The organism is Janibacter sp. YB324 (genome assembly GCF_014217915.1).
Taxonomy (GTDB): domain Bacteria; phylum Actinomycetota; class Actinomycetes; order Actinomycetales; family Dermatophilaceae; genus Janibacter; species Janibacter indicus.
The window spans coordinates 1839604-1865038 of record NZ_CP060120.1; the positions used below are offsets into that span (position 1 = coordinate 1839604).

A 25435-nucleotide genomic window follows, 5' to 3' on the forward strand; every position below is an offset into this window, starting at 1 on the left:
AGTGGTTAAAGGATGTCGATCGGCGTTGACTCTACCCGCGTCCGCCCCCGCGACCGAACCCGTCACCAACTCTGCAGTGCCCTACGGCCATGCAGAGTCGAGTGGCCCCGAACCTCGACTCTGCATTGCCGTAGGGCACTGCAGGGTGACGCAGGCGTTTTGCTTATGCGTTCCATAACTTTCTATTACCTTCCGGTGTCGATCCCCCGCGGCTCCATCCACGGCATCTTCGGCCGCTCCGGCGCCGGCAAGTCGACCTTCATCCGCTGCCTCACCGGGCTCGAGGAGCCGACGGCCGGCACCGTCGACCTCGACGGCACCGACATCCCTGCCCTCCGCGGCGCCGACCTGCGGGCCGTCCGGCGCCGCTTCGGCATGGTCTTCCAGCACGCCAACCTGCTCGACTCCCGCTCGGCCGCCGACAACATCGCCCTCCCCCTAGAGATCGCCGGGTGGTCGGCGCAGGACCGCCGTGCCCGGGTCGCCGAGCTGCTCGACGTCGTCGGCCTCACCGACCGCGCCGACAACCACCCCGGGCAGCTCTCCGGCGGTCAGCAGCAGCGCGTCGGAATTGCCCGTGCCCTGGCCACGCGCCCCGACATCCTGCTGTGCGACGAGCCGACCTCGGCGCTCGACGCCGGCACCACGCGCCAGATCCTCGGCCTGCTGCGCGACCTGCGCGAGCGCCTCGGGATCACCGTCGTCATCATCACCCACGAGCCCTCGGTCGTCCGCGAGGTCTGCGACACCGTGACCCTCCTGGCCGACGGACGCGTCGTCGAGACCGGCCCGATCGGCGAGGTCGTCACCGCCGCCGCCACCCAGCTGCACCGCGACCTCATCCCGCTGCCCCCGCTCCCCCTCGAGCACGCCGGCGGCTACGTCGAGGTCTCGCTCGGCGACCCCCGCTCCGGCACGACGAGCGTCGACGCCGTGCTCAGCCTCCTGCGCGAGGGCGGGGTGCCGGCCGAGGTCGCCGCCGCCACCCTCGAGACGATCGCCGGCCGACGCGTCGGTCGGATCCAGCTCGAGGTCGACCCGGGGCACGCTGCCGAGGCCGTCCGGCTCCTCGAGGCCGCCCACCTGTCGCCGGAGGTGGCCGCATGAGCGCCCTGATCGCGATTCCCGCTGACCAGTGGTTCGACAACCCGGTCATCCGGGAGATCGTCCCGACCGCGGTGCTCGAGACCCTGGGCATGACCGCCGTCGCCGGGCTCATCACGGCCCTGCTCGGCATCCCCCTCGGGGTGCTGCTCTTCACCACCTCGCCCGACGGCACCTCCCCCAGCCCGGTGACCCACCGTCTCGTCGGCGCGCTGGTCAACCTCGGCCGCTCCCTGCCCTTCCTCATCCTGATGATCGTGATCATCCCGGTCACCCGGCTGATCGTCGGCACCTCGATCGGTTGGCAGGCCGCGGTCGTGCCCCTCACCGTCGGCGCCATCCCCTTCTACGCCCGACTCGTCGAGACCTCCCTGCGCGAGGTGCCGAGCGGCAAGGTCGAGGCCGTGACGATGATGGGCGCCACGCGGCGCGAGATCACCCGCAAGGTGCTGCTGCCCGAGGCCAGGTCGGGCCTCGTCGCCGGCCTGACGACGACCCTCATCGCCCTCATCGGCTACACGGCGATGGCCGACGCGGTCGGTGGAGGCGGCCTCGGGGCCGTGGCCATGAGCTACGGCTACAACCGGTTCGAGACCGACGTCATGGTCGTGTGCGTCGCGCTGCTCGTCGTCATCGTCACCGCCGTGCAGGTCATCGGTGACCTCGTCGCCCGTCGACTCGACCGCCGCTGACCGAGCCCGGCACCACGCCCGCGTCCCACTCCCTTCGTCCCACCCCGGCCGACCGGCCACCACAGAGAGGAACCCCCATGTCCCCCGCCCGCACCGCCACCCGCGCCGCCGCGGTCCTGTCCGTCTCCGCCCTGGCCCTCACGGGGTGCGGTCTGATGCAGGACGACGCCGAGGGTCCCGCTGCCGACGGTGACGGCGTCACGAAGATCACCGTCGGCGCCTCCCCCACGCCGCACGCCAAGATCCTCGTGTACGTCGACAAGGAGCTCGCCGCCGACGCCGGCCTCGACCTCGAGATCAAGACCTGCGACGACTACGTGCAGCCCAACGTCCAGCTCTCCGGGGGCACGCTCGACGCCAACTACTTCCAGCACCTGCCCTACTACGAGGAGCAGGTCGAGGACCGCGGCTACGACTTCGCCCACTACGACGGCATCCACATCGAGCCCTTCGCGCTCTACGCCGACTCGATCGACGACATCAAGGACCTGCCCAAGGGCGGGACGATCGGGATCAACAACGACCCGTCCAACCAGGGCCGGGCGCTGCAGCTGCTCGCCGACCACGACGTCATCACCCTGGGGGACGGCGTCGACGCGACCAACGCGACGATCCTCGATGTCGAGGACAACCCCAAGGACCTGGAGTTCAAGGAGACCGACGCGGCGCAGCTGGCCCGCTCCCTGCAGGACCTGGACGCGGCCGTCATCAACGGCAACTACGCCATCGAGGCCGCCTGTCGGTCGACGACGCCCTGGTCGTCGAGGAGGGCAAGGACAACCCCTACGCCAACTTCCTCGCCGTCCAGTCCGCCAACGAGGACAACGAGGGCCTGCAGAAGCTCGACGAGCTGCTCCACTCCCCGGAGGTGAAGAAGTACATCGAGCAGACCTGGCCCGACGGCGAGGTCCTGCCCGCCTTCTGAGCCCGCTCAGCCCTGCGGCGCCACGTCGGTGGCCCGCGGGCGCGACCCCGGCCGGTCGTCACGGACACACGTGATGACCGGCCGCAGTCGTGTCACGGCCGCGACGGTGCCCAGGTCGAGCAGCTCCTGGAGGATGACGCGGGTCGGGGTCATCAGGCGCACGCTCCCGTCGCGGCCGGCGGCGAGCAGGTCGGCGACGGCCTCCCAGCGCGAGTCGACCGCCTCGCTCGTGAGGTGCGCCGGCTGACACGCCGACGCGTGCGGGACCGGCAGGACGTAGAAGGAGACGTCGAAGCGCTTCGGCGGGCCCTCCGGCGTCACCCAGCGGTCCCACGGCAGCAGCGCCTCGGACTCGGCGACGAGGCCGGTCTCCTCGACCAGCTCCCGCAGCCCGGTGGCGACGAGGGTGCGGGCGTCGACGGCGCGGTCCCCGTCGACGGGCACGAGTCGCCACCTGTGGACGTGGTCGGCCACGGTCGCGGACGACAGGGCGAGGTCGGCCCCCTTCGCCACGTCGTCGGGGTCGCACCGTCCGCCGGGGAAGACCACGGCACCGGCGGCGAAGTCCATCGTCTGCTGACGGTGCTGGACGAAGACCTCCGGGCCCCGCGCCCCGTCCCGCAGCGGGATGACGCTGACGGCCGGACGCGGGAGGACGCTCACTCGGTGACCGCGGCGTCCTGCTCGACCTCGGCGACGTCGGAGCCCTCCTCGGTCTCGGACTCGGCCTCGTCGGCGGTGATCTCACCGGCCCGCAGGGCCACCTGCTCGCTGAGGTAGCGCAGGACGACGGCGCCCACGGCGGCCACGGGGACCGCGAGGAAGGCCCCGACGATGCCGAAGACGGTGCCCCCGATGGTGACGGCGAGCAGGATGATCCCGGCGTGCAGCTGCATCGAGCGGCCCTGGAGGAAGGGCTGGAGGACATTGCCCTCGATCTGCTGCACCGCGATGATCAGCGCCAGCACCAGCAGGGCCGTCAACGGCCCCTCGGCGACGAGGGCCACGAGGACCGACAGGAAGCCGACCGCGAAGGCACCGACGATCGGGATGAAGCCACCGAAGAAGGTCAGCACGGCCAGGGCGAAGGCGAGCGGCACCCCGAGCACGACGAGACCGATGCCGATGAGCACGGCGTCGACGGCCGAGACGACCGCCTGGGTGCGGATGAAGCCACCGAGGGTGGCCCACGAGCGGGTGGCGACCTCGGTGAGGTGGGCGCCGGCCCGCGGTCCGCTGACGCGACGGACGAAGGGGAGGAACGCCGGCCCGTCCTTGAGGAAGAAGAAGACGAGCACCAGCACGAGCACGAGCGTGACGACACCCGAACCCACCGCCGAGGCTCCCGCGAGAGCGCCGGTGGCGATCTGACCGCCCCGGTCCTGCAGCCAGGTGCGGGCGGTGCTGACGGCGTCGTTGATCGTCTGGTTGTCGAGGTTGAAGGGCGGCTTGGCCGCCCGCTGCTGCAGCTCCGACAGACCCTTGGCGGCGGAGTCGGCCAGGTCGCCCGACTGGCTGATGAGCGACGGGGTGATCGCCCCCAGCACGCCAAAGAAGACGACGAGGGCACCGAGGATCACGAGCACCGCGGCGAGCGCGTCGGGCAGCCCCTTGGACCGCAGCCACCGCGTCGGCGGCCACAGGACGGTCGCGACGATCAGGGCGAGCAGGACGGGGAAGACCCCGACCCACAGCTTGCCGAGGATCCACCACAGGATGGCGGCGCCGGCGGACACGAGCAGCAGGCGCCACGACCAGCGCGCCAGCCACGTGAAGCCCTCACCGATGACGGTGCCTCGATCGACGGTGGTCGCCGGCACCTGCGCCGGGTCGTGCGCTGTGCTCAATGTCTCTCCTCAGACGAGGGTGGGCTTGACCTCGACGATGCGCGCCAGGAGGCCGTTGACGAACTTCGGCGACTCGTCCGTGCTCAGCTCGGTGGCCAGGGCGACCGCCTCGCTCACGGCGACGCCGTCGGGCACCTCGTCGTTGAAGAGGATCTCCCACGCGCCCAGCCGCAGGATCGCGCGGTCGACGTCGGGCATGCGGTCCAGGCTCCACCCCTGGCTGTACGTCGTCAGTGCGTCGTCGATGTCGCCCCAGTGGGCGACGACTCCCTGGACCGCGCTGATCGTGTAGTCGTTGAGCGGCGCGGGGGTCACGGGCGACTCGGCACGCTCCCGGGCGAGCTCACCGGCGTTGAGCCCTCGGGACTCCGCCTCGAAGAGCAGGTCGATCGCGCGGCGCCGCGCCTTGGTCCGGGCTCCCACTCAGTTCACGCGACCGAGGTAGGACCCGTCGCGGGTGTCGACCTTGACCTTGGTGCCCTGCTCGAGGAAGAGCGGCACGGAGATCTCGGCACCCGTCTCGAGGGTCGCGGGCTTGGTGCCACCGGTGGAGCGGTCGCCCTGCAGGCCCGGCTCGGTGTAGGTGATCTCGAGGACGACCGACGCCGGCAGCTCGACGAAGAGGACGTTGCCGTCGTGGCGGGCGACGACCGCTTCCTGGTTCTCGAGCATGTACTTCGCCGCGTCACCGACGACCTCCGGCGCGACCGGGATCTGGTCGTAGGTGTCGGGGTCCATGAAGACGAAGTCGGTGCCGTCGTTGTAGAGGTACTGCATCGTGCGCTTGTCGACGTTGGACGTCTCGACCTTGGTGCCGGCGTTGAAGGTCTTGTCGACGGTCTTGCCGCTCGTGACGTTCTTGAGCTTGGTCCGCACGAAGGCCGGGCCCTTGCCGGGCTTGACGTGCTGGAACTCCACGACACTCCAGAGCTGCCCCTCGAGGTTGAGGACCATGCCGTTCTTGAGGTCATTCGTCGTTGCCACGGGTGTGCTCGCCTTCGCGTCGTCGTCAGATGTGCCTGCCACTGCAGCGCCGAGGGCGCGCGGGCCGCCCAGCATCCTAACCGGCGAAGACCCGATCCACCCACGCGCGCACCCGCGGCTCCCCCTCGGTGAGGACCGAGATGTGGTCGGCCCCGGTGACCCGTTCGTACTCCAGGTCCGCGCCCTGCTCCTCGTACTGCTCGGCAAGCCGGTCGCTCAGGAGCACCGGGACGGTCGTGTCCAGGTCGCCGTGGACGAGCAGGACCGGCACCTGCGGTAGCACCTCGGCCGCGTCGTTGGTCCCGACCGTCCTTCGGATCCGGGAGAGGTCGGCGTCCCCGCGGACGAAGTCGGTGAGCTGCATCCCGCCGAAGGAGTCGTCACGGAAGAGCTCGGCGATGCACCGCTGCTCCAGCTGAGGCAGCAACCGCCGCCCCTGGGGGCTCACGACCTGCTCGACCGGGACGTCCGCGGTGCGCGCCGCCGCGACGACGAGCGGGCCGAGGAAGCCCGCGTCCTGCCCTTCGGCCGCCGCCGCCTCGTCGGCCGAGGTCCCTGCCGGTGCCCCACCGTCGGCCATCTCGACGACGACGCCGAGCTGGCTCGGCGGGGCGATGGCGACGATGCCGACGAGGTCGAGACCGGGCGTGTAGGCATCGGTGAAGCGCGCGGTGAAGATCGCCGCCTGCGCCCCCTGCGAGTGCCCCATCGCGACCCATCGGGAGGACAGGTCGGGGGTGAGCTCGTGCGCGGCGAGCACGATGTCGCTCATCGCCGCCCCGGCGGACTGGCCCATGAGGTAGGGGTGCGGCCCGGGCGTGCCCAGCCCCTCGTAGTCGGTGCGCACGACGGCGAAGCCGTCGGCAACCAGATCGGCCGTCGCCCGGTCCATCGAGGCCGCGTAGACGCCGGTCTGCTCGTCCACGAGGGACCGGGACGGCGCGCACCGGTCTGCGGTACCGGTCGTCCCGTGGCCCCAGCTGATGACTGGCCACCCGCCCGCCGGCGGTTCGCCCTCGGGGACGGAGACCACGCCGGACACGGCAACGGGCTCTCCCTTCGCACTGGTCGAGCGGTACATGACGAGGTGGGTCGTCCCGCCGATCGTCGGCCCGTCGACCACGCGGCGTGACCAGATGATCGTGCCGTGCCGGCCGGCGGCCAGCTGCTCGGCGGTGGTCTCGTAGAAGGCCTCTCCCGACGGCCCGGTCACCAGCTCGTCGCCGTCGCCCCGCGTCCGCCACAGGAGCGCCGCGACGACGACCGCCACGACGAGGAGCGCGGCAAGTCCTACGATCCCGCGTCGTCGCCGTCCCCCGATCGCCATGTCATGCATCCTCGCAGACCGGTTCCGGACGAGGCAGGATGGCGGACATGAAGTCCACCGCCCTGCTCGCCGCCGTCGCTGCCGGGACCGCTGGTCTCGCCGCCCGGGACCTCCTGCAGAAGCAGCACTCCCTCAAGCGCAACTTCCCCGTCGTGGCCAATGCCCGCTACCTGCTCGAGCGGATCGGGCCGGAGCTGCGGCAGTACATCGTCACGAGCAACGACGAGGAGCGGCCCTTCAGCCGCGACCAGCGGGCCTGGGTCTACGCCTCGTCGAAGAAGGAGAACAACTACGTCGGCTTCGGCACCGACAACGACGTCGAGCGGGTCGAGGGCTACCCGGTCCTCAAGCACCGCACCTTCTCGTCCGTCGCCCCCGCGACGAGCGCGCACGCCGGCGAGGACACCCCCCTGCCCTGCGCCAAGGTCCTCGGCGCCGCGCGCGGGCGGCGCCACGCCTTCCGCCCCCAGTCGGTCGTCAACATCTCCTCGATGAGCTTCGGCTCGCTGTCGGGCAATGCCGTCCACGCGCTCAACGAGGGAGCCCGTCTGGCCGGCGCCATGCACTGCACGGGCGAGGGCTCGCTCTCCCCCTACCACCGCCAGGGCGGCGACCTGATCTTCCAGATCGGCACCGCCTACTTCGGCTGTCGCGACGAGCAGGGCCGCTTCGACCTCGACAGGCTCGCCTCGGTCGTCGCGTCGGCGCCGGTGCGGGCGATCGAGATCAAGCTCAGCCAGGGCGCCAAGCCGGGCCTGGGCGGCATGCTGCCCGCCGCCAAGATCTCGGCCGAGATCGCCGAGACCCGAGGCATCCCGCAGGGCGAGGACTGCGCCAGCCCGTCGCGGCACACGGAGTTCGACGACGTGGACTCGATGCTCGACTTCGTCGAGCGGGTCGCGGAGGTCACCGGCCTGCCGGTCGGCATCAAGTCGGCGGTCGGCGACTCGACCTTCTGGGAGGAGCTCGCCGCCGCGATGGCCGACGGCACCCGCGGCGTCGACTTCATCACCATCGACGGCGGCGAGGGCGGGACCGGCGCGGCGCCGCTCGTCTTCAGCGATGCCGTCGCCCTGCCCTTCCGTCTGGCCTTCACCCGTGTCTACGGCATCTTCGCCCGGGCCGGCCTGACCGACCGGGTCGTCTGGGTCGGTTCGGGCAAGCTCGGCCTCCCCGAAAATGCGCTCGTCGCCTTCGCCCTGGGCGTCGACATGGTCCACGTGGCCCGCGAGCCGATGCTCGCCCTCGGGTGCATCCAGGCCCAGAAGTGCCACACCGACCACTGCCCGACCGGTGTCGCCACGCAAAATCCCTGGCTCTCCCGGGGCCTCGACCCGACCCTCAAGGCGCACCGGGTCGACAACTACCTGCGCACCCTGCGCCGCGACCTGCTCAAGGTCTCGGAGGCCTGCGGGGTCTGGCACCCGGGCCTGCTCACCGTCGACGACGTCGAGCTGCTCCTCGGCAACCGCAAGGCGACCCCGCTCGGCGAGGTCTACGACTACGAGCCCGGCTGGGGCACCTCGGCGAGGAGGACGCGGCCCGCGATCATCGAGATCATGTCGCAGGCCGCGCCCTCCAGCGAGGACGAGGAGGTCCCGGCTACTTGATCTCCCGGGTGAGCACCCGGTAGGTCCCGATCGCCAGGGGCACTCCCACCCAGACCAGGCCACCGGTCGCCAGGTGACCCCAGTCCGAGCCGGTCATCGTCCCCTCGACGAGCGGCCCGGTGACGATGTTGAGGTCGAGCCACTGTGCGATGTCGCTCATCCGCTCGCTCATCGACGTGAGCATCGTCCACACGGTCGGCAGCGCCAGGCTGGTGACGATCGCGAGCGGGGTGTTGAGCAGGGCCGCCCCGAAGGCCACGCCCTGCAGGGTGAAGATCAGCGCGGTGAGGACCAGCCCGGGCACGGAGAGCCCCTCCAGCGCGAAGTCCCCTCCGGAGACGAGCGTGGACAGCGCCGCCGCCAGGGCCGCGACGACGAGCAGCCCGAGGGCGAGCACGAGCGAGGCGACGACCTTGGCGGAGAGCACCCGACCGCGCCGGGGCACGAGGGTGAAGGTCGCCAGACCGGTGCGCTGGCTCCACTCCTGGGTCGCCGACATGATCCCCATGATCGGCAGCAGGACGAGCATCGGCATGGTGATGAAGCCGAGGAAGGTCGCCATCGAGATGTCATCGCCCTCCCCGACGGCGATGAGCACCCCGCACACGACGAAGCTGATCGCCGCCATGGTGATGAGCATCCACATCCCGGCGCGGGTGTCGACCATCTTGCGCACCTCGACCCCCACGAGCCGGGCGAAGGGGATGAGGTCGCCGTCGAGGTCGATCGGTGCCGGGGCGGGGGTCGGGTCGGTGGTCGTGGACGGTGCGGTCGTAGTGCTCATGCTGCATCAGCTCCTCGGGAGTCAGCGGCGGTCAGGGTGAGGAAGAGCTCCTCGAGTCCACCGGCGGAGCCGGCAGCGAGGTCGGTGAGGACGATGCGGGCGTCCAGGGCGACGCGGCCGACGGCTGCCGCCGGGGCCTGGGCGACCAGACCCGCGGGCGTCAGGGCGACGTCGATGTTGGCCGCGCGCAGGGCGACCTCGAGTGCGTCGTCGTCGAGCGAGCGCACCCGCGTGCCCTGCTGCTCGAGCAGCTGCGTGGTCGTGCCCTCGGCGACGATCCGCCCGTTGCCGATGATCACGAGCTCGTCGGCGATGATCTGCACCTCGCTCAGCAGGTGTGAGGACAGAAGCACGGTGCCCCCGGCATCGGCGAAGTCACGCAGCAGGCCGCGCATCCAGTGGATGCCCTGCGGGTCGAGACCGTTGGCCGGCTCGTCGAGGACGAGCACCTGCGGGTCGCCGAGCAGGGCGGTCGCCAGACCGAGTCGCTGGCGCATGCCGAGCGAGTAGTTGCGCACCCGGCGCCCGGCCTCCTTGTCGGTGAGCCCGACGCGGGCGAGCCCACGGGTCACGGCGTCGGAGCCGACGCCCATGGTCCGGGCAGCAAGCGTGAGGACCTCGCGCCCGGTCCGCCCCGGGTGCTGCGCCGAGGCATCGAGCATGACGCCGACGTGACGCCCGGGGTTGCGCAGGTCCGCGTAGCGGTGGCCGAGGACGGTCGTCTCCCCGGAGGTCGGCGGGGTCAGGCCGGTCATCATCCGCATGGCGGTCGACTTGCCCGCGCCGTTGGGCCCGAGGAAGCCGGTGACGCTGCCCGGCCTCGCGGTGAAGGTGATGTCGTCGACGGCGGTGAAGTCGCCGTAACGCTTGGTCAGGTGGGTGGCGGTGATCATGACGACCACGATCCGCCCCGACAGGGGGTCGGCACATCGCCCGCAGGTCGCGACCGCGACTACGACTTCCGAAGGGGGGTGTCCCCCCTTCGTCATGGACCGACGGCGGATGTCCGGCCGGGTCGTCACCACCTACGGTGGGCCCGTGACGAGCACTGCGGCACCCGACGAGCGCCATCCCGACCGCCTGACCTGGTGGGACACGACCTGGCGGGTCGGCGCCGCCCTGCTGCTCGGGCTGACCTTCTGGTTCTTCACCATCGCCCTGCTCTACCCGGGCGACGCCGACATCCCCGACTCCTGGCGTGCCGCGTGGCTCGTCCTCGTCGACCCGGTCATCGGCCTGGTGGCCGCGGCGTTGGTGCCGTGGCGCCGGCGCTGGCCGGTGCCGATCACGCTCGTCACCACCGTCCTCAGCGCGGTGTCCACGGTGGCGGCCGGTGCCCAGACCGTCGCCTTCGTCTCGCTCGCGACCCGCCAGCGCTGGCCCGAGATCGCGCCGATGGTCCTGCTCACGACCCTCGCGGGGGTCTTCAGCACCCGCGTGGTCTACCCCGACCCCCGAGGCCCTCCCCCTGTGGGGTGAGCTGCTGGTCAACCTGCTCGTCATCGCCGTCATCGTCGCCATCGGCTACTCGATCGGCTCGCGGCGGGCCCTCGTGCGCTCCTGGGTCGAACGGGCGCAGACGGCCGAGGCGGAGCAGCGGGCCCGGGTCGCCCGGGCCCAGACGGCCGAGCGCGCCCGCATCGCCCGGGAGATGCACGACGTGCTCGCGCACCGCATCTCGCTCGTGACCATGCACTCGGGTGTCCTCAGCTATCGCCACGACCTGCCCGAGGAGGAGCGGCGGGCGGCGATCGCGGCGATCGACGGCAACGCGCGCGCTGCCCTCACCGACCTGCGCGAGGTGCTCGGGGTGCTGCGCGCCGACGAGGAGGGGACCTCCCTTCGTCCGCAGAGCACGCTCGTCCACCTGCCCGAGCTCCTCGACGAGGCACGAGCCGGCGGCACGCGGGTGATCGTCGACGCCGACCTCGACGTCGCGGACCTGCCCGAGTCGACGAGCCGCACCGCCTACCGGGTCGTCCAGGAGGGCCTGACCAATGCCCGCAAGCACGCGCCCGGAGCCGGGGTCGAGGTGCGCCTCACCGGCGCGCCGGGGGCCGGTCTCGACATCAGCGTGACCAACCCCCGCTCCGTCCAGACGGCCCACGCCGAGGTGCCCGGGACGGGCACCGGGCTGCTGGGGCTCTCCGAACGCGTCGACCTCGCCGGTGGCCGCATCGAGCACGGCTGGACCCCCGAGGGACGGCACCGCCTCGCGGTGTGGCTACCGTGGCCGACGTGAGCGACTCGAGCAGGGCACCGATCTCCGTCGTCCTCGTGGACGACGACCCCATGGTCCGCACGGCGCTGGCGATGATCCTCGGCGGCGCCCCGGAGATCACCGTCGTCGCGCAGGCCGAGGACGGGCGCCAGGGGGTGTCCGTCGTGGCCGAGCGCTCCCCAGACGTGGTGCTCATGGACATCCGCATGCCGCGCCTCGACGGGCTGGCGGCGACCGACGAGCTCGTGCGCAGCGGATCGCCGAGCAAGGTCATCGTCCTCACGACCTTCGACGCCGACGACGACGTCATGCGCGCGCTGCGGCACGGCGCCGACGGCTTCCTGCTCAAGGACACCCCGCCGGACCGGATCGTCGAGGCGGTCCGTCTCGTCGCGGCCGGCCAGTCGATCCTCTCCCCCAGCGTCACCGCCCAGGTGCTCGAGTCGGTGCGCACCGCTTCCGTCGGCCGCGCCCACGTCGCCCGCGACGACGCCCGCGCCCGCCTGACCGCGCTCACCGAGCGTGAGCTCGACGTGGCCAAGGCGGTCGGTGCCGGCCTGTCCAATGCCGAGATCTCGGCCCGTCTCTACCTGAGCGTCGCGACGGTCAAGGCGCACGTGGGCCGGATCCTCGACAAGCTCGACGCCGACAACCGCGTGCAGGTCGCCATCACGGTCCACGAGGCCGAGCTCGACGACCGCGTCTGACCCTGCTGGCCCGGATCAGGCGAGGGCCACGTAGGCCTCGCGCAGCAGGCTCTCGTCGGGGCCCACGAGGCGGGTGGGCTCGGCCAGGGCGTCGAGGACGACGAAGCGCAGCGTGGCCCCTCGGGTCTTCTTGTCGCGCCGCAGGGCCGTGAGCAGCTCGTCGAAGCTCGCGCCGGAGTAGCTCGTCGGCAGCCCGAGCAACCCCAGGACGTAGCGGTGCCGCTCGAGGAGGGCGGTGTCGATGTGGCCGGTGCGGTGGGCCAGCTCCGCGGCGTAGACCATGCCGATCGCGACGGCCTCGCCGTGCCGCATCCGGTAGCCCTCGTGGTGCTCGATGGCGTGCCCGAGGGTGTGGCCGTAGTTGAGGATCTCGCGCAGGTTCGACTCGCGCAGGTCGGCGGCGACGACCCGGGCCTTGATGGCGATCTTGCGCTCGATGACCTCGCGCAGTGCCGTCGAGCCGGGGTCCTGCACGCTCGACTCGTCGGCCTCGACGACCTCGAGGATGCGCGGGTCGGCGATGAAGCCGCCCTTGACGACCTCGGCCAGGCCCGCGGACAGGTCGGCCGGGGGCAGGGTCGCGAGGTGGTCGAGGTCGCACAGCACGGCGGCCGGGGTGTGGAAGGCGCCGACGAGGTTCTTGCCCTCGGCGGTGTTGATCCCCGTCTTGCCACCGACGGCCGCGTCGACCATGCCGAGCACCGTCGTCGGGACGTGCACGACGGCCACGCCCCGCAGCCAGGCGGCTGCCGCCCAGCCGGCCAGGTCGGTGACGCTGCCGCCACCGACCGCGACGACCGCGTCGGTGCGGGTGAAGCCGGCCTGTCCCATGACACCCCACAGCCCGGCGGCGACCTCGACGGTCTTGGCCGCCTCGGCATCGGGCACCGGGGCGACGTGGACCTCGAGCCCGGCGTCGCGCAGGGCGGTGGTCACCGGCTCGGCGAGTCGGGTCAGCGGAGCACCGTGGACGACGAGGGCCCGGGCCACGCCCTCGGGCAGCACCTCGGCGACCCGCGCCGAGACCCCGTGGCCGACGAGCACCTCGTAGTCGTCACCGACGGGGATGGTCGTCACGTCGCTCATGCGCTCACCTCGAGCAGGGCCAGGGCCTCGGCGACGACGGCCTCGACGTCGCGTCCGGCGGTGTCGACGCGGTGGTCGGCCAGCGACTCGTAGGTCGGGCGGCGCGCCTCCATCGTCTTGATCCAGCTCTGCCGCGGGTTGACCGACAGCAGCGGTCGGCTCTTGTCGAAGCCGATCCGCTTGGCGGCATCGGCGATACCGACGTCGAGGAAGAGCACGCGGTGCGCGGCCAGCGCCTCGGTGACCGCGGGGATCATCGGCGCTCCCCCACCGAGGGCGAGCACCGTGCCGTCATCGGTCAGGGAGTCGAGCACGGCGCGCTCCTCGGCGGCCCGGAAGTAGTCCTCGCCCTCGTCGACGAAGAGGTCGGAGATCGTGCGCCCCTCGCGCTCCTCGACGAGGGCATCGGTGTCGACGAGGCGACGACCCAGTCGCTGCGCCAGGGCGGCGGCGACGGTCGACTTGCCGACCCCGGGCGGACCGATGACGACGACGAAGGGAGCCCCGCTCACGCCTCCCACGTCCGCATGAGCTCGGGGATCGCGTCGAGGTAGGCCCGGTGGTTGCGGGCGGTCTCGGCGACCGAGTCGCCACCGAACTTCTCGACGCACGCCTCGGCGAGCACGAGCGCGACCATCGCCTGGGCGACGACGCCCGCGGCGGGGACGGCACACACGTCGGAGCGCTGGTGGATCGCGGTCGCCGGGTCGGTGCCGGCGACGTCGATCGTCTCGAGCGCCCGCGGGACGGTGCTGATCGGCTTCATCGCGGCGCGCACGCGCAGCACGTCACCGGTGCTCATGCCCCCTTCGGTGCCCCCGGCGCGGCCGGTGCGGCGGTGGATCGTGCCGTCAGCGTCGCGCTCCATCTCGTCGTGGGCCGCGGAGCCACGGCGGCGGGCGGTGGTGAAGCCGTCGCCGACCTCGACGCCCTTGATCGCCTGGATGCCCATGAGCGCCCCGGCCAGACGCGCGTCGAGCCGGCGGTCCCAGTGGACGTGGCTGCCCAGGCCCGGCGGCAGGCCGTAGGCGAGGACCTCGACGACGCCGCCGAGGGTGTCGCCGTCCTTCTTGGCCGCCTCGATCTCGGCGACCATCGCGTCGGTGCCCTCGCGGGTCATCGCGCGCACGGGGTTGGCGTCGAGGGTGGCGGTGTCGTCGGGCGTCGGCAGCGGACCGTCGGCAGGGGCCTCCCCTTCGCCGATCGCGACGGTGTGCGCGACGAGCCGGATGCCATAGGCCTGCTCGAGGAAGCGCTCGGCGATCTCGCCGAGGGCCACGCGGGCGGCGGTCTCGCGGGCCGAGGCGCGCTCGAGGACGGGACGCGCCTCGTCGAAGCCGTACTTCTGCATGCCGACGAGGTCGGCGTGCCCGGGCCGCGGGCGGGTCAGCGGGCGGTTGCGGGCGATCTCCTTGTCGGCGTTGACGTCGTCGGAGGCGGCGAAGGCGGCGGCGTCGACGGGGTCGGCGCTCATGACCGTCTCCCACTTGGGCCACTCGGTGTTGCCGATCATCACGGCGAGCGGGGAGCCGAGGGTGCTGCCGTGGCGCACTCCGCCGAGGAAGGTCACCTGGTCCTGCTCGAACTTCATCCGGGCACCGCGCCCGTAGCCGAGACGACGACGGGCGAGCGCACCCGCGACGTCCGAGGTCGTGACCTCGACCCCGGCCGGCAGCCCCTCGAGGGTCGCCACGAGGGCCTGGCCGTGCGACTCACCAGCAGTCAACCAACGCAACATGTCCGGCATCTTCCCATCCCGCGGGCGCGACCCCGTCAGGCGTCCGGGGGTGTGGCCGAGGGCCGCCCGGCCCGCGGCCTGCATCGCGGCCACCGGCGCCGGCTCTCCGGTGAAGAGCTCGAACTGCCGCGCCGCCTGGTGGACGAGCATCTCGAGCCCGGAGACCACGGTGGCGCCACGCTCCCTCGCGGCGCGAGCCAGTGGTGTCGGCCAGTCGGCGTAGACGACGTCGAGCAGGACGACCCCCTCGAGGTCGGCTCCGTCGACCGTGGCCGCCACGGCCTCGTTGGCCGCGCCGCCCGGCACGGTGCTCACGACGACCTGCGGACCGGTCGAGGTCCACGAGCGAAGCGGGCCGGTCCCACCGGTGATCACGCCCGGCACGGCGTCAGCGAGGGCGGCGGCCTTGGCCTCGTCGCGGGCGGCGATGCCGACCTGCTCGGCGTCGAGCTCGTGCAGCGCGAGCGCCGCCGAGCGAGCCGTCGCGCCGGAGCCGAGCACGAGGGTCCTCGCGGGCGCGGTCACCCCCGCCTCGCGCAGCGCGGCCCGGAGCCCGTAGACGTCGGTGTTGTCCGCGGTCCAGCCGGCGTCGGTGCGCACGAGGGTGTTGATCGCCCCGGCCCGGCGGGCCAGCTCGCTCACCTCGTCGGCCACGTCGAAGGCCGCGACCTTGAGCGGCATCGTCAGGCTCAGGCCGCGCCACATGACGTCGAGGCCGGCGACGAAGGGGGCCAGTCCCCCTTCGTCGACCTCGTGGGGCGTGTAGTCCCAGTCGGCGAGGCCGGCCGCCTCGTAGCCGGCCACGTGGAGGGTCGGCGAGAGGGAGTGCCGGATCGGGCTGCCGAGGACGCCCGCGTGCCGGGTCGTCTCGCTCGTCAGCACCGGTCCTGGTTGTCCGCGCACCACTGCTCGAACTCCTTGACGTTGTTGTCGTGCTCGCGCTGCGTCTCGGCGAACTTCGTCTCGCCGGTGTCGGGGTCGACGGTGACGAAGAAGAGCCAGTCCCCCTCGTCGGGGTTGCCGGCAGCCTTGATCGCCTCGGCCCCGGGGTTGTTGATCGGCCCCGGAGGCAGACCGGTGTGCTTGTAGGTGTTGTAGGGGCTGTCCGAGTTGCGCATCTCGTCGGTCGTGCCGGCCTTGCCGCGCTCCTGGAAGACGTAGTGGACCGTGCTGTCCATGTTGAGCATGCCGACCGTCGGTCCACCCACGTCCTTGAGCCGGTTCTCGATGACCCGCGCGACCTTGCCGCGGTCGGCGGCCCCTGCCTCGCCCTCGACGATGGAGGCGATGGTGAGGGTGCGCTCCCAGTCGGCCCGCTCGACGCCGGCCTTCTCCAGCTCCTTGGTCGTCATCGAGATCATCTCGTTGAGCTGCTCGACGGCGGTGGCGTCCTTGTCGAACTCGTAGGTCGACGGGAAGAGCCACCCCTCGAGGTCGCCCTCGGCCTCGTCGGGCAGCTTCAGCTGCGCCGACTTCTCGGCCTTCTCGTAGTCGGCGACGGGCACGTCGGTGCCCTCGGAGAGCTTTGTGTAGATCTCCGAGCGCCACAGCCCCTCGGGGATCGTGATGCCCTTGGCCACGCGGTTCTTGGGGTCGAGCAGTCGGTCGAAGGCGTCGGCGGCCTTCATCTCCTTGAGCATCGCGTAGGTGCCCGGCTGGATCGACGCCGCCTTGTCGGGCTGCGTCGCGGCGACCTCGGTGAAGCTGCTCGTCGACTTGATGACTCCCGCCTCGACGAGCGTCTCACCGATCTCGGAGCCGGCCTGGCCGGAGGCGACCTCGACCTCGACCTTGCCGTGGCCCGGGCCCTCGAAGTCCTTGTCCTCGGAGCCGCCGGGGATCATCGAACGCAGCGACCCGAAGGCGAAGAAGACGGCACCGACGACCACGGCGGCCGCGATGACCATCGCCAGGCATCCGGCGCCGCCACTGCGGCTGGAGCGCGCCTCCTTGGACCGGCGCTGACGGCGGGTGTGGCCGTGCTCGCGCGGCCCGTCGTCGAAGATGTCGTCGTCGAGCTGGTTCATGCCTTCTTGCCCTTCCGCGGTGTGCGTCGGCGCGGCCGACCTACCCGTTCCCCAGGGGGTCTACCGGTTGCGCGCTCCGTGTCCAGCGCAGTCTGCAGGATGAGCACCGCTGCCGCTTGGTCCACCACGTCCCGATGGCGACGACCGGCAACACCGCTCTCCCGCAGGCCCCGATGAGCATCCACTGTCGTGAGGCGTTCGTCCACGAGGCGGATCGGCGTGTTCCCGATCGGTGCCTCGGACAGCGCCTGACCCAGCGATCTGGCCCAGGATCGGGCCTTGTCGGCTGCCGGCCCCTCGCTCCCGTCGAGGGAGCGCGGCAGGCCGACGACGACCTCGAGGGCCTGCGCCTCCGAGACGATCTGGACCACCCGGTCGATGTCGGTGGCGTGCTCGAGATCACGCGCCACCGTCTCGACCGGCGTGGCGAGGAGCCCGTGGGGGTCGCTCATCGCGACCCCCACGCGGGCCTCGCCCACGTCGATGCCGATGCGGACCCCGCGGCGCGGGGTCTGCTCGGCCGTGCCCTTCTCAGGCACCGAGCTCCCGCTCGATCGCGGCCAGGGCGTCCTCGACCTTGGTGGCGTCCTGACCGCCGCCCTGGGCGAGGTCGTCCTTGCCGCCGCCCCCGCCGCCGAGGACCTGGGCGGCGACCCGCACGAGGGCCCCCGCCTTGACCCCCTTCGCCCGGGCTGCGCCGTTGGTGGCCACGACGACGACGGGCTTGCCGGGGCCGTCACCCGTGAGGGCGACGACCGTCGGCCGCTCCTCGCCGAGCTGGGCGCGGGTGTCGGTCACCATCTGCCGCAGGTCGTCGGGTGCACCGCCGGAGATGTGCTGGCCGATGTAGGTGACACCTCCGACGTCGCTGGCCGCGTCGGTGAGCGAGCCGGCCGAGGCCGCGACCTGCTCACGGCGGACCTTCTCCAGCTCCTTCTCGACCTCACGCAGCCGGGCGACGAGCTCACCGACCCGCTCGGGCAGGTCGGCGGCCGGCGCCTTGACGATGGTCGACAGCTCTGCGACGAGCGCGCGCTCGGTCGCCAGGTGCTGCAGGGCGTTCATGCCGACGAAGGCCTCGAGGCGGCGCACGCCGGAGCCGACGGAGGACTCGCCGGTGAGGGTGAGCGCGCCGATCTGGCTGGAGTGGCGCACGTGGGTGCCACCGCAGAGCTCGCGCGACCACTCACCACCGATCTCGATGACGCGCACCTGCTCGTCGTAGGTCTCGCCGAAGAGGGCCAGCGCGCCGCGCTCACGCGCCTCGGGCAGGGTCATCCAGTCGGCGGAGACCGGCAGGTCGTCGCGGACCGCAAGGTTGGCGACGTGCTCGATCTCGGCGCGCGCGTCGGCGGACAGGGACTGGTTCCACGCGAAGTCCAGACGCAGGTAGCCGGGCTTGTTGTAGGAGCCGGACTGCAGGGCCGAGGGGCCGAGCACCTGACGCAGGGCCGCGTGCACGACGTGGGTGCCCGAGTGCGCCTGACAGGCGTCGATGCGCCACTGCGGGTCGACCTCGGCGGAGGACTCCTGCCCAACCCGCACCGGGCCGTCGGCGACCTCGACCGTGTGGACGACCAGGCCCTTGACCGGGCGCTGCACGTCGCGCACGAGCAGGCGCGCGCCGTCGACGACGATGGTGCCGGAGTCGGCGATCTGGCCACCGGACTCGGCGTAGAAGCTCGTCCGGTCGAGCACCACCTGACCGGTCTGGCCCGGCTCGAGCTCGTCGACGCGAGCACCGTCGCGGACCAGACCCACCACGGACCCCTGGGTCGTCAGCTCCTCGTAGGCGCGCCAGTCGGTCGCGCCGAGCGCCCGCAGGTCCTTCCAGACCTCGGTGTTGGCGTGGCCGCCCTTCTTCGCCTTGGCGTCGGCCTTGGCGCGCTGGCGCTGCTCGTCCATGAGGCGGACGAATCCGTCACGGTCGACCTTGAGCCCCTGCTCGGCCGCCATCTCGAGGGTGAGGTCGATGGGGAACCCGTACGTGTCGTGCAGGGCGAAGGCCTGCTCGCCGGCGAGGGTGTCGCCGCCGCTCTCCTTGGTCCGGCTCACCGCGGTGTCGAGGATCGTCGTGCCCTGCGCGAGGGTGCGACGGAAGGCCTGCTCCTCGGCGTAGGCGATCTGCGCGATCCGGTCGAAGCCGGTGCGCAGCTCGGGGTAGGACGCGCTCATCCGCTCCATCGAGACGGGCAGCAGGTGCGGCAGGGCCGGGTCCTCGTAGCCGAGCAGGCGCATCGCACGCACAGCGCGGCGCAGCATGCGGCGCAGGACGTAGCCGCGGCCCTCGTTGCCCGGGGTGACGCCGTCACCGATGAGCATGAGCGAGGAGCGGACGTGGTCGGCGACGACGCGCAGGTGGACGTCATCGGGGTGCGAGTCACCCGCGGTCTGCCCGGACGAGGCGCCGTAGGTGCGGCCGGTCATCTCCGCGGCCTGCTCCAGCACCGGGTAGACCTCGTCGATCTCGTACATGTTGTCGACGCCCTGGAGGATGCTCGCGATCCGCTCCAGGCCCATGCCCGTGTCGACGTTCTGCGCCGGCAGCGGACCGGCGACGTCGAAGTCCGCCTTCGACCGCACGGCCGAGAGCTCGTACTGCATGAAGACGAGGTTCCAGATCTCCATGTACCGGTCCTCGTCGACCTCGGGCCCGCCCTCGCGGCCGTACTCCTCGCCGCGGTCGTAGAAGATCTCGCTGCACGGCCCGCCGGGGCCGGGCACGCCCATCGACCAGTAGTTGTCGGCCTCGGCGCGACGCACGATCCGCTCCTGGGGGATCGTGGTCAGCTCCAGCCACAGCTGCTCGGCCTCGTCGTCGTCGGTGTAGACCGTCGCCCACAGGCGCTCGGGGTCGAGGCCGTAGCCCCCTTCGGGCTGGGGGGTGGTGAGCAGCTCCCAGGCGAAGGCGATGGCGTCACGCTTGAAGTAGTCGCCGAAGGAGAAGTTGCCGTTCATCTGGAAGAAGGTGCCGTGGCGGGAGGTCTTGCCGACCTCGTCGATGTCACCGGTGCGCACGCACTTCTGCACGCTCGTGGCGCGCGTCCAGGCCGGGGTCTCCTGCCCGAGGAAGTAGGGCTTGAAGGGGACCATGCCGGCGTTGACGAAGAGGAGGTTGGGGTCCTCGTGGATCAGCGGGGCGGAGGGGACGACCGCGTGTCCCTTGCCCTCGAAGAAGGTGAGCCAACGGCGCCGGATCTCGGCAGTTTCCATGGGTGTTCGCGTCCAATCAGTGATGCAGTGGGGTTCTCGGGGCAGGAGCGAAGGGGGCGACCGGCGCGTCAGGCGCGGGCCGACCCCGAGATAGCTCGCCGCGCGGTGATCCGGCGCGGCCGTCCGAGAGGCACGGTCATGGCCCCTACCTTACCCACCGGTCGGTGCCCGACCTCAGCACAGCGCGGTGCCGACGGCCTCGTGGCCGCCCTGGTCATCGGGGACGAGCAGCGTTCGGACGCCGAGGTCGGCCGCAGCGTGCACGGCGGCGTCGACCATGCGCTGACGAGCATCGTGCGGTGCGTCCTCGGAGAGCTCGAGCACCTCGGTGCACGCCACGTCCTGTTCCGGGCAGGTCACGACGGCGCACTGCCCAGCGGGCCCCTCAGCGAGGTCCTCGCCCAGCAGCTGCAGCCAGACGAGGAGGCGTCCCTCTGCGCGGATGGCGCGCACCCGGCCAGGGTCGAGGCCGGCACCTGCCAACCAGCTCCCGTCACTCGCTCCGTCACCTGCCTCGGCCTCGGTGTCGACGTCGGCCAGCCACCCGAAGGAGAAGGACCGTCCACGCAGGACCGCCAGCAGCATGCCAGGGGCCACCCTGAGGCGCGTGCGCCATGGCAACCGCACCCCGCGCCCCGGGTGCCAGCTGACCTCGGGTGCGTACTGCGGGACATCACTGACCCACAGCCCGTCCTCGTCCTCGATCGTCGTCGACGGAGAGGACAGCACGATCTCCGCCCCCACCCGACGCCGCGTGGCCCGGGCGAGCAGGCCGGTGTCGAGCTCCTCCATGAGCCAGAACTGCACGTCTTCGCACCACGCCTCCACGGGGTCCTGGCCCTCAGGCCAGGCCTCGTGGTCGCTGTACGGCCCCTGGAGGTCCCGGCCGAACCGCACGACGAAGGTGTGCGGGTTGCGCCGCCACCTGAAGACGACGGCGACCTCGTCCCCCTTCGTCGCTTCGGTGCCGCCCTCGGCGCGCACGTCGACGAGACGGAAGCCGTAGGTCGGCGGGTGCAACGTCAGGTGGTGATGCAGCGCCTTCGCGTGCTCGGCGATCGGGTGCTCGGACATGTCGGCAGTCTGACGGCCCGAGGTCGCCCCGTGCCACGGAGTTCCTCGGCCGATGTGGGCCCTACCCCACCCGAGGGCACCCGCCCCGTCTGACGCTCACCCTGTGTCGAGCAGCTCGATGGTTGCGGCGGGTCTGAGCACGTCGGGTCTGAGCACATCGACACGGCGTCGTCGCCGGGCCGTCCTGTCGCGGCCCGGGAGCATCGACAGCACCCGGGCCTCCGCGGTGGAAGGGTCCGGCAGGGAAGGCTTCGGCGGGCGCTCGAGGACCGGCGGCACGGGACTGCGATAGCGGTGCCCCGTCGGGGTCAGGGTGACGACGTCGGGCACGGTGCTCGCAGCCGTGCCGTCGGCTCCCGCACGCGCGTCGACGGTTGCGGAGCGCCACCCGGGTCGCGCCTTGGTGAGGTTGTGACGCGCGCACAGCCCCTGGCCGTTGTGCGCGGTCGTGGCGCCGCCGAGGGCCACGGACACCACGTGGTCGTCGTGCCTGATCGGGGCATCGCAGAAGGGGAACCGGCACACCCCGTCGCGCACACGCAGCAGCCGCCGCAGCGATGAAGGGAAGGGACGTCGGCGCGGATCGGTGGCGACGACGCGATCGGCGTCGTCGGTGAAGATGCGCCGCAACCAGGCACGGCCAGGCAGCTCCTCGTCACCGGCGCCGTCATCACCCGCACCCTCGACCCCGAGGACGAGATCGCGGGCCAGTCCGGCCGGGAGCGCACCGTGCCCGGGCAGCGAGGCCGGCACGTCGTCGAGGCCGAGCAGGGTGCCAGGAGACATGACGAGCTGGACCTCGACCGGGACCGCGTCGGCGGCGGTCTGTCCGGTGAGGCGCTCGACGAAGAGGTCGGCCATGAGCTGCCCGATGCCGCGCTCGTCGCCGGCAGCCTTGGCGGCCTCGGCATCGCGCCGCAGGGAGGCCCACGCGGCCACGCCCTGCTCGACAGGGAGCAGCCCGGTGACCGCGGCCATCGTGTCGGGCTGCGGACGGATCGACACACGCCGGTCCGCCGTGGCCCGCGCTCGCCGACGGGCCATGGCTCGGGAGTCGAGCGCCAGGGCCATCGCCCGGGCTGCCCGCTCGATCTGCCGCGGTGTCATGGTCGCCAGCCGGTCGGCGAGCTCGGCATCGACCCGCCGTCGGTCGTCGGGGTCCAGGACCGCCGTCTCCTTGGCCAGAAGCGTCGCGCCCCACTCGCTCACCGTCCCCGCGGTGAGGTGCGCCAGGGTGCAGGGCAGCTCGTCGACGAGCGCGCGGGCCAGACCGAGGTGTCGGGAGCCGAGGGTCGCGCTCTCACGGCGCGCCAGGCCGATCTCGTCCCCCAACCCGCGGCCCCGCTCCGTGGCGGGCACCCCGGCATCCATCTCGCGCGTCACGCGGCCCTCACGCAGGGCTGCGGTGACCCTGGCCTGGGCGGCCGCGGCAGCGGACTTCAGCCGCTCCAGCGCTGCGATCTCGTCGATCGCCTCCGCCTCGTCGACCGGACCGCCGAGCTCCCGCAGACGCTCGATCATCCCCGTGACGCCGGTGGCGTCGAGGGTGTCGAGGGGTGCGGTGAGGTCCATGACTGAACACTACGGGCGAGCACCGACAACGCACCCGGACCCGCGACCTGCTGGGATGGGGTCATGGATCTCCAGCTCGGTCTCGACACCTTCGGCGACATCGCCCTCGACGTCGACGGGCAGCCGCTGCCGGCGGCCACCGTCGTCCGCGAGGTTCTCGCGGAAGGTCAGCTCGCCGACTCCCTCGGCATCGACGTCTTCGGGGTCGGCGAGCACCACCGCCCCGACTACGCGGTCTCCGCACCCGACACCCTCCTCGCCGGCCTGGCGACGACGACCGAGCGGATCCGCCTGGGCACGTCGGTCACCGTGCTGAGCTCCGACGACCCGATCCGGGTCTTCGAGCGCTTCTCGACCGTCGACGCCCTCTCCCACGGGCGCGCCGAGATCACCGTCGGGCGCGGCTCCTTCGTCGAGTCCTTCCCGCTCTTCGGCCTCGACCTGCAGGACTACGAAGTCCTCTTCTCCGACAAGCTCGACCTCCTCGCGCACGTGCTGCGCGAGGAGCCGGTCCGCTGGCAGGGCAGCACCCGACCGCCGGTCGAGGTCGACCGGATCATGCCGCCGACCGAGTCCGGTCACCTGCCGACGTGGGTGGGGGTGGGCGGCACGCCCGCGTCGGTCGTCCGCGCGGCCCGCTACGGCATGCCGATCGTCATCGCGATCATCGGTGGGGCGACGGCGCAGTTCGCGCCGCTCGCCGACCTCTACCGTCGCGCCTGCGAGGAGGCCGGCCACCCGGGCCTTCCGGTCGCGGTCCACTCCCCCGGCCACGTCGCCGAGACGGACGAGCAGGCGGCGCAGGAGTACCTGCCGTACTTCGTCGAGCAGATGCGCAAGCTCGGCGCCGAGCGCGGCTGGTCGCCCATGACCGAGGCCCAGGCCCGTCAGCAGCTCACCCCGCAGGGTGCGGTCTACTGCGGCTCCCCCGAGACCGTGGCGCGCAAGATCGCGACGACGCTGCGCACGCTGGGCGCGACCCGCTTCCAGCTCAAGTACAGCAACGGCCGCCTGCCCCACGACCTGCGGATGTCCTCGATTCGCCTCTACGGCGAGCAGGTCGTCCCGCGGGTCCGTGAGCTCATGGGCGAGGCCTGACTCCTCAGCCCTTGCCGCGCAACCGCCCCCGCAACCACGCCCACCGCTCCTGCAGCCGCGCCTCGAAGCCGCGATCGGTCGGGCGGTAGTACGACCGATCGGCCAGCTCGGCGTGCAGGTCGTCGGGCAGGTACTGCTGGGCCGCAACGGCATCGGGCTGGTCGTGGGCGTAGACATAGCCCTCGACCTTGGCGCCGCCGACGGCACCCTTCGCCCGGTCCGACGCCTGGGTGTAGCCGGACCCGCGCAGGTGCGGCGGGACCGCCTGGACCTTGCCGGCGCGCACGTCGGCGACGGCTTCGTTGATGCCCGTGTACGCCGCATTGGACTTCGGCGCGAGCGTGTTGTGGACCACCGCCTGGGCGAGGATGATCCGTGCCTCCGGCATGCCGATCTGGGCGACGGCGTGCATCGCCGCGACCGCGGTCTGCAGCGCCGTGGGGTCGCCCATGCCGACGTCCTCCGAGGCCGAGATGACGATCCGCCGGGCGATGAAGCGCGGGTCCTCCCCCGCCTCGAGCTGCCGGGCGAGGTAGTGCAGAGCCGCGTCGACGTCGGACCCGCGCATCGACTTGATGAAGGCCGAGGCGACGTCGTAGTGCTGGTCGCCGGTGCGGTCGTAGCGCACCGCGGCCCGGGCCACCGCCTGCTCGACGTGCGCCAGCGTGAGCGGGATCCCGTCCTTCGGGACCTCACGGCCGAAGGGGTGATCGCCGTCAGCAACCCCGGCCGAGGCCTCGAGTGAGGTGAGGGCCCGTCGTGCGTCGCCGCCGGCGATCGCCACGAGGTGCTCCCGGGCCTCGTCGGCGAGGTCGTAGCCGCCGGCCAGCCCGCGTTCGTCGGTCAGGGCCGCGTCGATGACCTCGCCGACCTCCTCGCGGGTCAGCGACTCGAGCGTCACGAGGATCGAGCGGGACAGCAGGGGCGCGATGACCGAGAAGGAGGGATTTTCGGTCGTGGCCGCGACGAGGACCACCTCGCGGTTCTCGACGCCGGGCAGGAGGGCGTCCTGCTGGGCCTTGCTGAAGCGGTGGATCTCGTCGAGGAAGAGCACCGTCTGCCGGCCGTACATCGACCGATTGGTCGCGGCACGCTCCATGACCGCACGCACGTCCTTGACCCCTGCCGTCACCGCCGACAGCTGGACGAAGTCGCGGTCCGCGGCCGTCGCCACGAGGTGGGCCAGGGTGGTCTTGCCGGTGCCGGGCGGGCCCCAGATGATCGCCGACATCGGCCCGGCGACGGCATTGGCGCTGCCCTCCACGAGCCGTCGCAGCGGCGACCCGGGGCGCAGCACCTCGCCCTGGCCGCGCACCTCGTCGAGGGTGCGCGGGCGCATCCGCACGGCCAGCGGCGCGTTGAGGTCGGCGCCGGTGGGTTCCGTGTCGTCCTGGGCGGAGGCGAAGAGATCGTCGGGAACCACAGG

23 protein-coding genes and 2 pseudogenes are annotated in these 25435 nt (G+C 72.1%); 8 read left to right on the forward strand and 17 right to left on the reverse strand.

Annotated features, from left to right (window positions below; all coding sequences use genetic code 11):
• The first annotated feature begins 195 nt into the window (after positions 1–195).
• The 3 genes and pseudogenes from H7A72_RS08885 (at position 196) to H7A72_RS08895 (ending at position 2721) form a co-directional block, all read left to right on the forward strand.
• Positions 196–1107 (forward strand): methionine ABC transporter ATP-binding protein, encoded by a 912-nt coding sequence (locus H7A72_RS08885; protein ID WP_370543525.1) that lies wholly within the window; start codon positions 196–198, stop codon positions 1105–1107.
• Positions 1104–1796: a methionine ABC transporter permease gene (locus H7A72_RS08890; protein WP_185220301.1), complete on the forward strand. Its 693-nt coding sequence runs from the start codon at positions 1104–1106 to the stop codon at positions 1794–1796. Before H7A72_RS08885 ends, H7A72_RS08890 begins: the two co-directional genes overlap by 4 nt.
• Before the next feature lie 155 nt (positions 1797–1951).
• Positions 1952–2721, forward strand: a pseudogene (locus tag H7A72_RS08895) (MetQ/NlpA family ABC transporter substrate-binding protein).
• A gap of 6 nt (positions 2722–2727) precedes the next feature.
• Here H7A72_RS08895 and H7A72_RS08900 read toward each other — a convergent pair.
• The 5 genes from H7A72_RS08900 to H7A72_RS08920 form a co-directional block, all read right to left on the reverse strand.
• The gene (locus H7A72_RS08900) at positions 2728–3384 is read right to left on the reverse strand and encodes an NUDIX hydrolase (RefSeq protein ID WP_185220302.1); all 657 of its coding nucleotides are present in this window, start codon (positions 3382–3384) and stop codon (positions 2728–2730) included.
• Positions 3381–4568 (reverse strand): AI-2E family transporter, encoded by a 1188-nt coding sequence (locus tag H7A72_RS08905; RefSeq protein ID WP_185220303.1) that lies wholly within the window; start codon positions 4566–4568, stop codon positions 3381–3383. Before H7A72_RS08905 ends, H7A72_RS08900 begins: the two co-directional genes overlap by 4 nt.
• 9 nt (positions 4569–4577) lie before the next feature.
• Positions 4578–4991, reverse strand: a complete 414-nt coding sequence (gene nusB / locus H7A72_RS08910; protein ID WP_072624766.1) for a transcription antitermination factor NusB — start codon at positions 4989–4991, stop codon at positions 4578–4580.
• Positions 4992–5552, reverse strand: coding sequence for an elongation factor P (efp, locus tag H7A72_RS08915; protein ID WP_072624767.1), 561 nt, complete (start codon positions 5550–5552; stop codon positions 4992–4994).
• Positions 5553–5628: 76 nt separating this feature from the next.
• Positions 5629–6879: an alpha/beta fold hydrolase gene (locus H7A72_RS08920; RefSeq protein ID WP_185220304.1), complete on the reverse strand. Its 1251-nt coding sequence runs from the start codon at positions 6877–6879 to the stop codon at positions 5629–5631.
• Positions 6880–6926: 47 nt separating this feature from the next.
• On the opposite strand from H7A72_RS08920, the gene H7A72_RS08925 reads away from it, so the two are divergent.
• Complete coding sequence (locus H7A72_RS08925; RefSeq protein WP_185220305.1) at positions 6927–8489, forward strand: FMN-binding glutamate synthase family protein; 1563 nt, start codon at positions 6927–6929, stop codon at positions 8487–8489.
• Here the strand turns inward: H7A72_RS08925 and H7A72_RS08930 are convergent.
• Positions 8482–9273 (reverse strand): ABC transporter permease, encoded by a 792-nt coding sequence (locus H7A72_RS08930; protein WP_084451785.1) that lies wholly within the window; start codon positions 9271–9273, stop codon positions 8482–8484. The genes H7A72_RS08925 and H7A72_RS08930 overlap by 8 nt on opposite strands.
• Positions 9270–10166: an ABC transporter ATP-binding protein gene (locus H7A72_RS08935; RefSeq protein ID WP_185220306.1), complete on the reverse strand. Its 897-nt coding sequence runs from the start codon at positions 10164–10166 to the stop codon at positions 9270–9272. Before H7A72_RS08935 ends, H7A72_RS08930 begins: the two co-directional genes overlap by 4 nt.
• A 145-nt stretch (positions 10167–10311) precedes the next feature.
• On the opposite strand from H7A72_RS08935, the gene H7A72_RS08940 reads away from it, so the two are divergent.
• The 3 genes from H7A72_RS08940 (at position 10312) to H7A72_RS08950 (ending at position 12201) form a co-directional block, all read left to right on the forward strand.
• Positions 10312–10752, forward strand: a complete 441-nt coding sequence (locus H7A72_RS08940) for a hypothetical protein (RefSeq protein ID WP_185220307.1) — start codon at positions 10312–10314, stop codon at positions 10750–10752.
• A gap of 73 nt (positions 10753–10825) precedes the next feature.
• Positions 10826–11515 (forward strand): sensor histidine kinase, encoded by a 690-nt coding sequence (locus H7A72_RS08945; protein ID WP_185220308.1) that lies wholly within the window; start codon positions 10826–10828, stop codon positions 11513–11515.
• A 50-nt stretch (positions 11516–11565) separates the two neighbouring features.
• A complete protein-coding gene (locus H7A72_RS08950; RefSeq protein WP_255494301.1) occupies positions 11566–12201 on the forward strand; it encodes a response regulator transcription factor in 636 nt (211 codons plus the stop codon).
• Between the two features lie 15 nt (positions 12202–12216).
• On the opposite strand, the gene aroB is transcribed toward H7A72_RS08950, so the two are convergent.
• The 9 genes and pseudogenes from aroB to H7A72_RS08990 all read right to left on the reverse strand — a co-directional run bounded on the left by aroB (position 12217) and on the right by H7A72_RS08990 (position 22911).
• Positions 12217–13287: a 3-dehydroquinate synthase gene (aroB, locus tag H7A72_RS08955; protein WP_185220310.1), complete on the reverse strand. Its 1071-nt coding sequence runs from the start codon at positions 13285–13287 to the stop codon at positions 12217–12219.
• A complete protein-coding gene (locus tag H7A72_RS08960; protein ID WP_084451789.1) occupies positions 13284–13799 on the reverse strand; it encodes a shikimate kinase in 516 nt (171 codons plus the stop codon). Before H7A72_RS08960 ends, aroB begins: the two co-directional genes overlap by 4 nt.
• Complete coding sequence (gene aroC / locus H7A72_RS16670; protein ID WP_223277906.1) at positions 13796–15025, reverse strand: chorismate synthase; 1230 nt, start codon at positions 15023–15025, stop codon at positions 13796–13798. Before aroC ends, H7A72_RS08960 begins: the two co-directional genes overlap by 4 nt.
• A 66-nt stretch (positions 15026–15091) precedes the next feature.
• Positions 15092–15931, reverse strand: a pseudogene (locus H7A72_RS16675) (shikimate dehydrogenase); the annotation flags it as partial.
• The gene (gene mltG / locus H7A72_RS08970) at positions 15901–17052 is read right to left on the reverse strand and encodes an endolytic transglycosylase MltG (protein WP_185220312.1); all 1152 of its coding nucleotides are present in this window, start codon (positions 17050–17052) and stop codon (positions 15901–15903) included. The gene mltG and the pseudogene H7A72_RS16675, both read right to left, overlap by 31 nt.
• Complete coding sequence (gene ruvX / locus H7A72_RS08975) at positions 17049–17504, reverse strand: Holliday junction resolvase RuvX (protein WP_234993858.1); 456 nt, start codon at positions 17502–17504, stop codon at positions 17049–17051. The genes mltG and ruvX overlap by 4 nt, the downstream gene beginning before the upstream one ends.
• Positions 17505–17583: 79 nt before the next feature.
• Positions 17584–20265 carry an alanine--tRNA ligase gene (gene alaS / locus H7A72_RS08980; protein WP_185220313.1) on the reverse strand — a complete coding sequence of 894 codons (2682 nt, stop codon included), beginning with the start codon at positions 20263–20265 and terminating at the stop codon, positions 17584–17586.
• A gap of 174 nt (positions 20266–20439) precedes the next feature.
• Positions 20440–21339, reverse strand: coding sequence for a hypothetical protein (locus H7A72_RS08985; RefSeq protein WP_185220314.1), 900 nt, complete (start codon positions 21337–21339; stop codon positions 20440–20442).
• A 96-nt stretch (positions 21340–21435) separates the two neighbouring features.
• Positions 21436–22911 (reverse strand): HNH endonuclease signature motif containing protein, encoded by a 1476-nt coding sequence (locus H7A72_RS08990; RefSeq protein WP_185220315.1) that lies wholly within the window; start codon positions 22909–22911, stop codon positions 21436–21438.
• A 63-nt stretch (positions 22912–22974) separates the two neighbouring features.
• Between H7A72_RS08990 and H7A72_RS08995 the strand changes: the two genes are divergently transcribed.
• On the forward strand, positions 22975–24009 hold the full coding sequence (locus H7A72_RS08995; protein ID WP_185220316.1) for an LLM class flavin-dependent oxidoreductase: 1035 nt from the start codon (positions 22975–22977) through the stop codon (positions 24007–24009).
• A 4-nt stretch (positions 24010–24013) separates the two neighbouring features.
• Here the strand turns inward: H7A72_RS08995 and H7A72_RS09000 are convergent, their stop codons facing one another.
• Positions 24014–25432, reverse strand: a complete 1419-nt coding sequence (locus H7A72_RS09000) for a replication-associated recombination protein A (protein ID WP_185220317.1) — start codon at positions 25430–25432, stop codon at positions 24014–24016.
• Between the last annotated feature and the right edge of the window lie 3 nt (positions 25433–25435).

What these genes read in the sequence shown, in the direction of transcription:
- H7A72_RS08890 (WP_185220301.1), top strand. Translation starts at nt 1,104, where the DNA reads ATGAGCGCCCTGATCGCGATTCCCGCTGACCAGTGGTTCGACAACCCG.
- H7A72_RS08920 (WP_185220304.1), bottom strand. Translation starts at nt 6,879, where the DNA reads ATGGCGATCGGGGGACGGCGACGACGCGGGATCGTAGGACTTGCCGCG.
- H7A72_RS08925 (WP_185220305.1), top strand. Translation starts at nt 6,927, where the DNA reads ATGAAGTCCACCGCCCTGCTCGCCGCCGTCGCTGCCGGGACCGCTGGT.
- H7A72_RS08930 (WP_084451785.1), bottom strand. Translation starts at nt 9,273, where the DNA reads ATGAGCACTACGACCGCACCGTCCACGACCACCGACCCGACCCCCGCC.
- H7A72_RS08935 (WP_185220306.1), bottom strand. Translation starts at nt 10,166, where the DNA reads ATGATCACCGCCACCCACCTGACCAAGCGTTACGGCGACTTCACCGCC.
- H7A72_RS08950 (WP_255494301.1), top strand. Translation starts at nt 11,566, where the DNA reads ATGGTCCGCACGGCGCTGGCGATGATCCTCGGCGGCGCCCCGGAGATC.
- aroB (WP_185220310.1), bottom strand. Translation starts at nt 13,287, where the DNA reads ATGAGCGACGTGACGACCATCCCCGTCGGTGACGACTACGAGGTGCTC.
- aroC (WP_223277906.1), bottom strand. Translation starts at nt 15,025, where the DNA reads ATGTTGCGTTGGTTGACTGCTGGTGAGTCGCACGGCCAGGCCCTCGTG.
- mltG (WP_185220312.1), bottom strand. Translation starts at nt 17,052, where the DNA reads ATGAACCAGCTCGACGACGACATCTTCGACGACGGGCCGCGCGAGCAC.
- ruvX (WP_234993858.1), bottom strand. Translation starts at nt 17,504, where the DNA reads ATGAGCGACCCCCACGGGCTCCTCGCCACGCCGGTCGAGACGGTGGCG.
- alaS (WP_185220313.1), bottom strand. Translation starts at nt 20,265, where the DNA reads ATGGAAACTGCCGAGATCCGGCGCCGTTGGCTCACCTTCTTCGAGGGC.
- H7A72_RS08985 (WP_185220314.1), bottom strand. Translation starts at nt 21,339, where the DNA reads ATGTCCGAGCACCCGATCGCCGAGCACGCGAAGGCGCTGCATCACCAC.
- H7A72_RS08990 (WP_185220315.1), bottom strand. Translation starts at nt 22,911, where the DNA reads ATGGACCTCACCGCACCCCTCGACACCCTCGACGCCACCGGCGTCACG.
- H7A72_RS08995 (WP_185220316.1), top strand. Translation starts at nt 22,975, where the DNA reads ATGGATCTCCAGCTCGGTCTCGACACCTTCGGCGACATCGCCCTCGAC.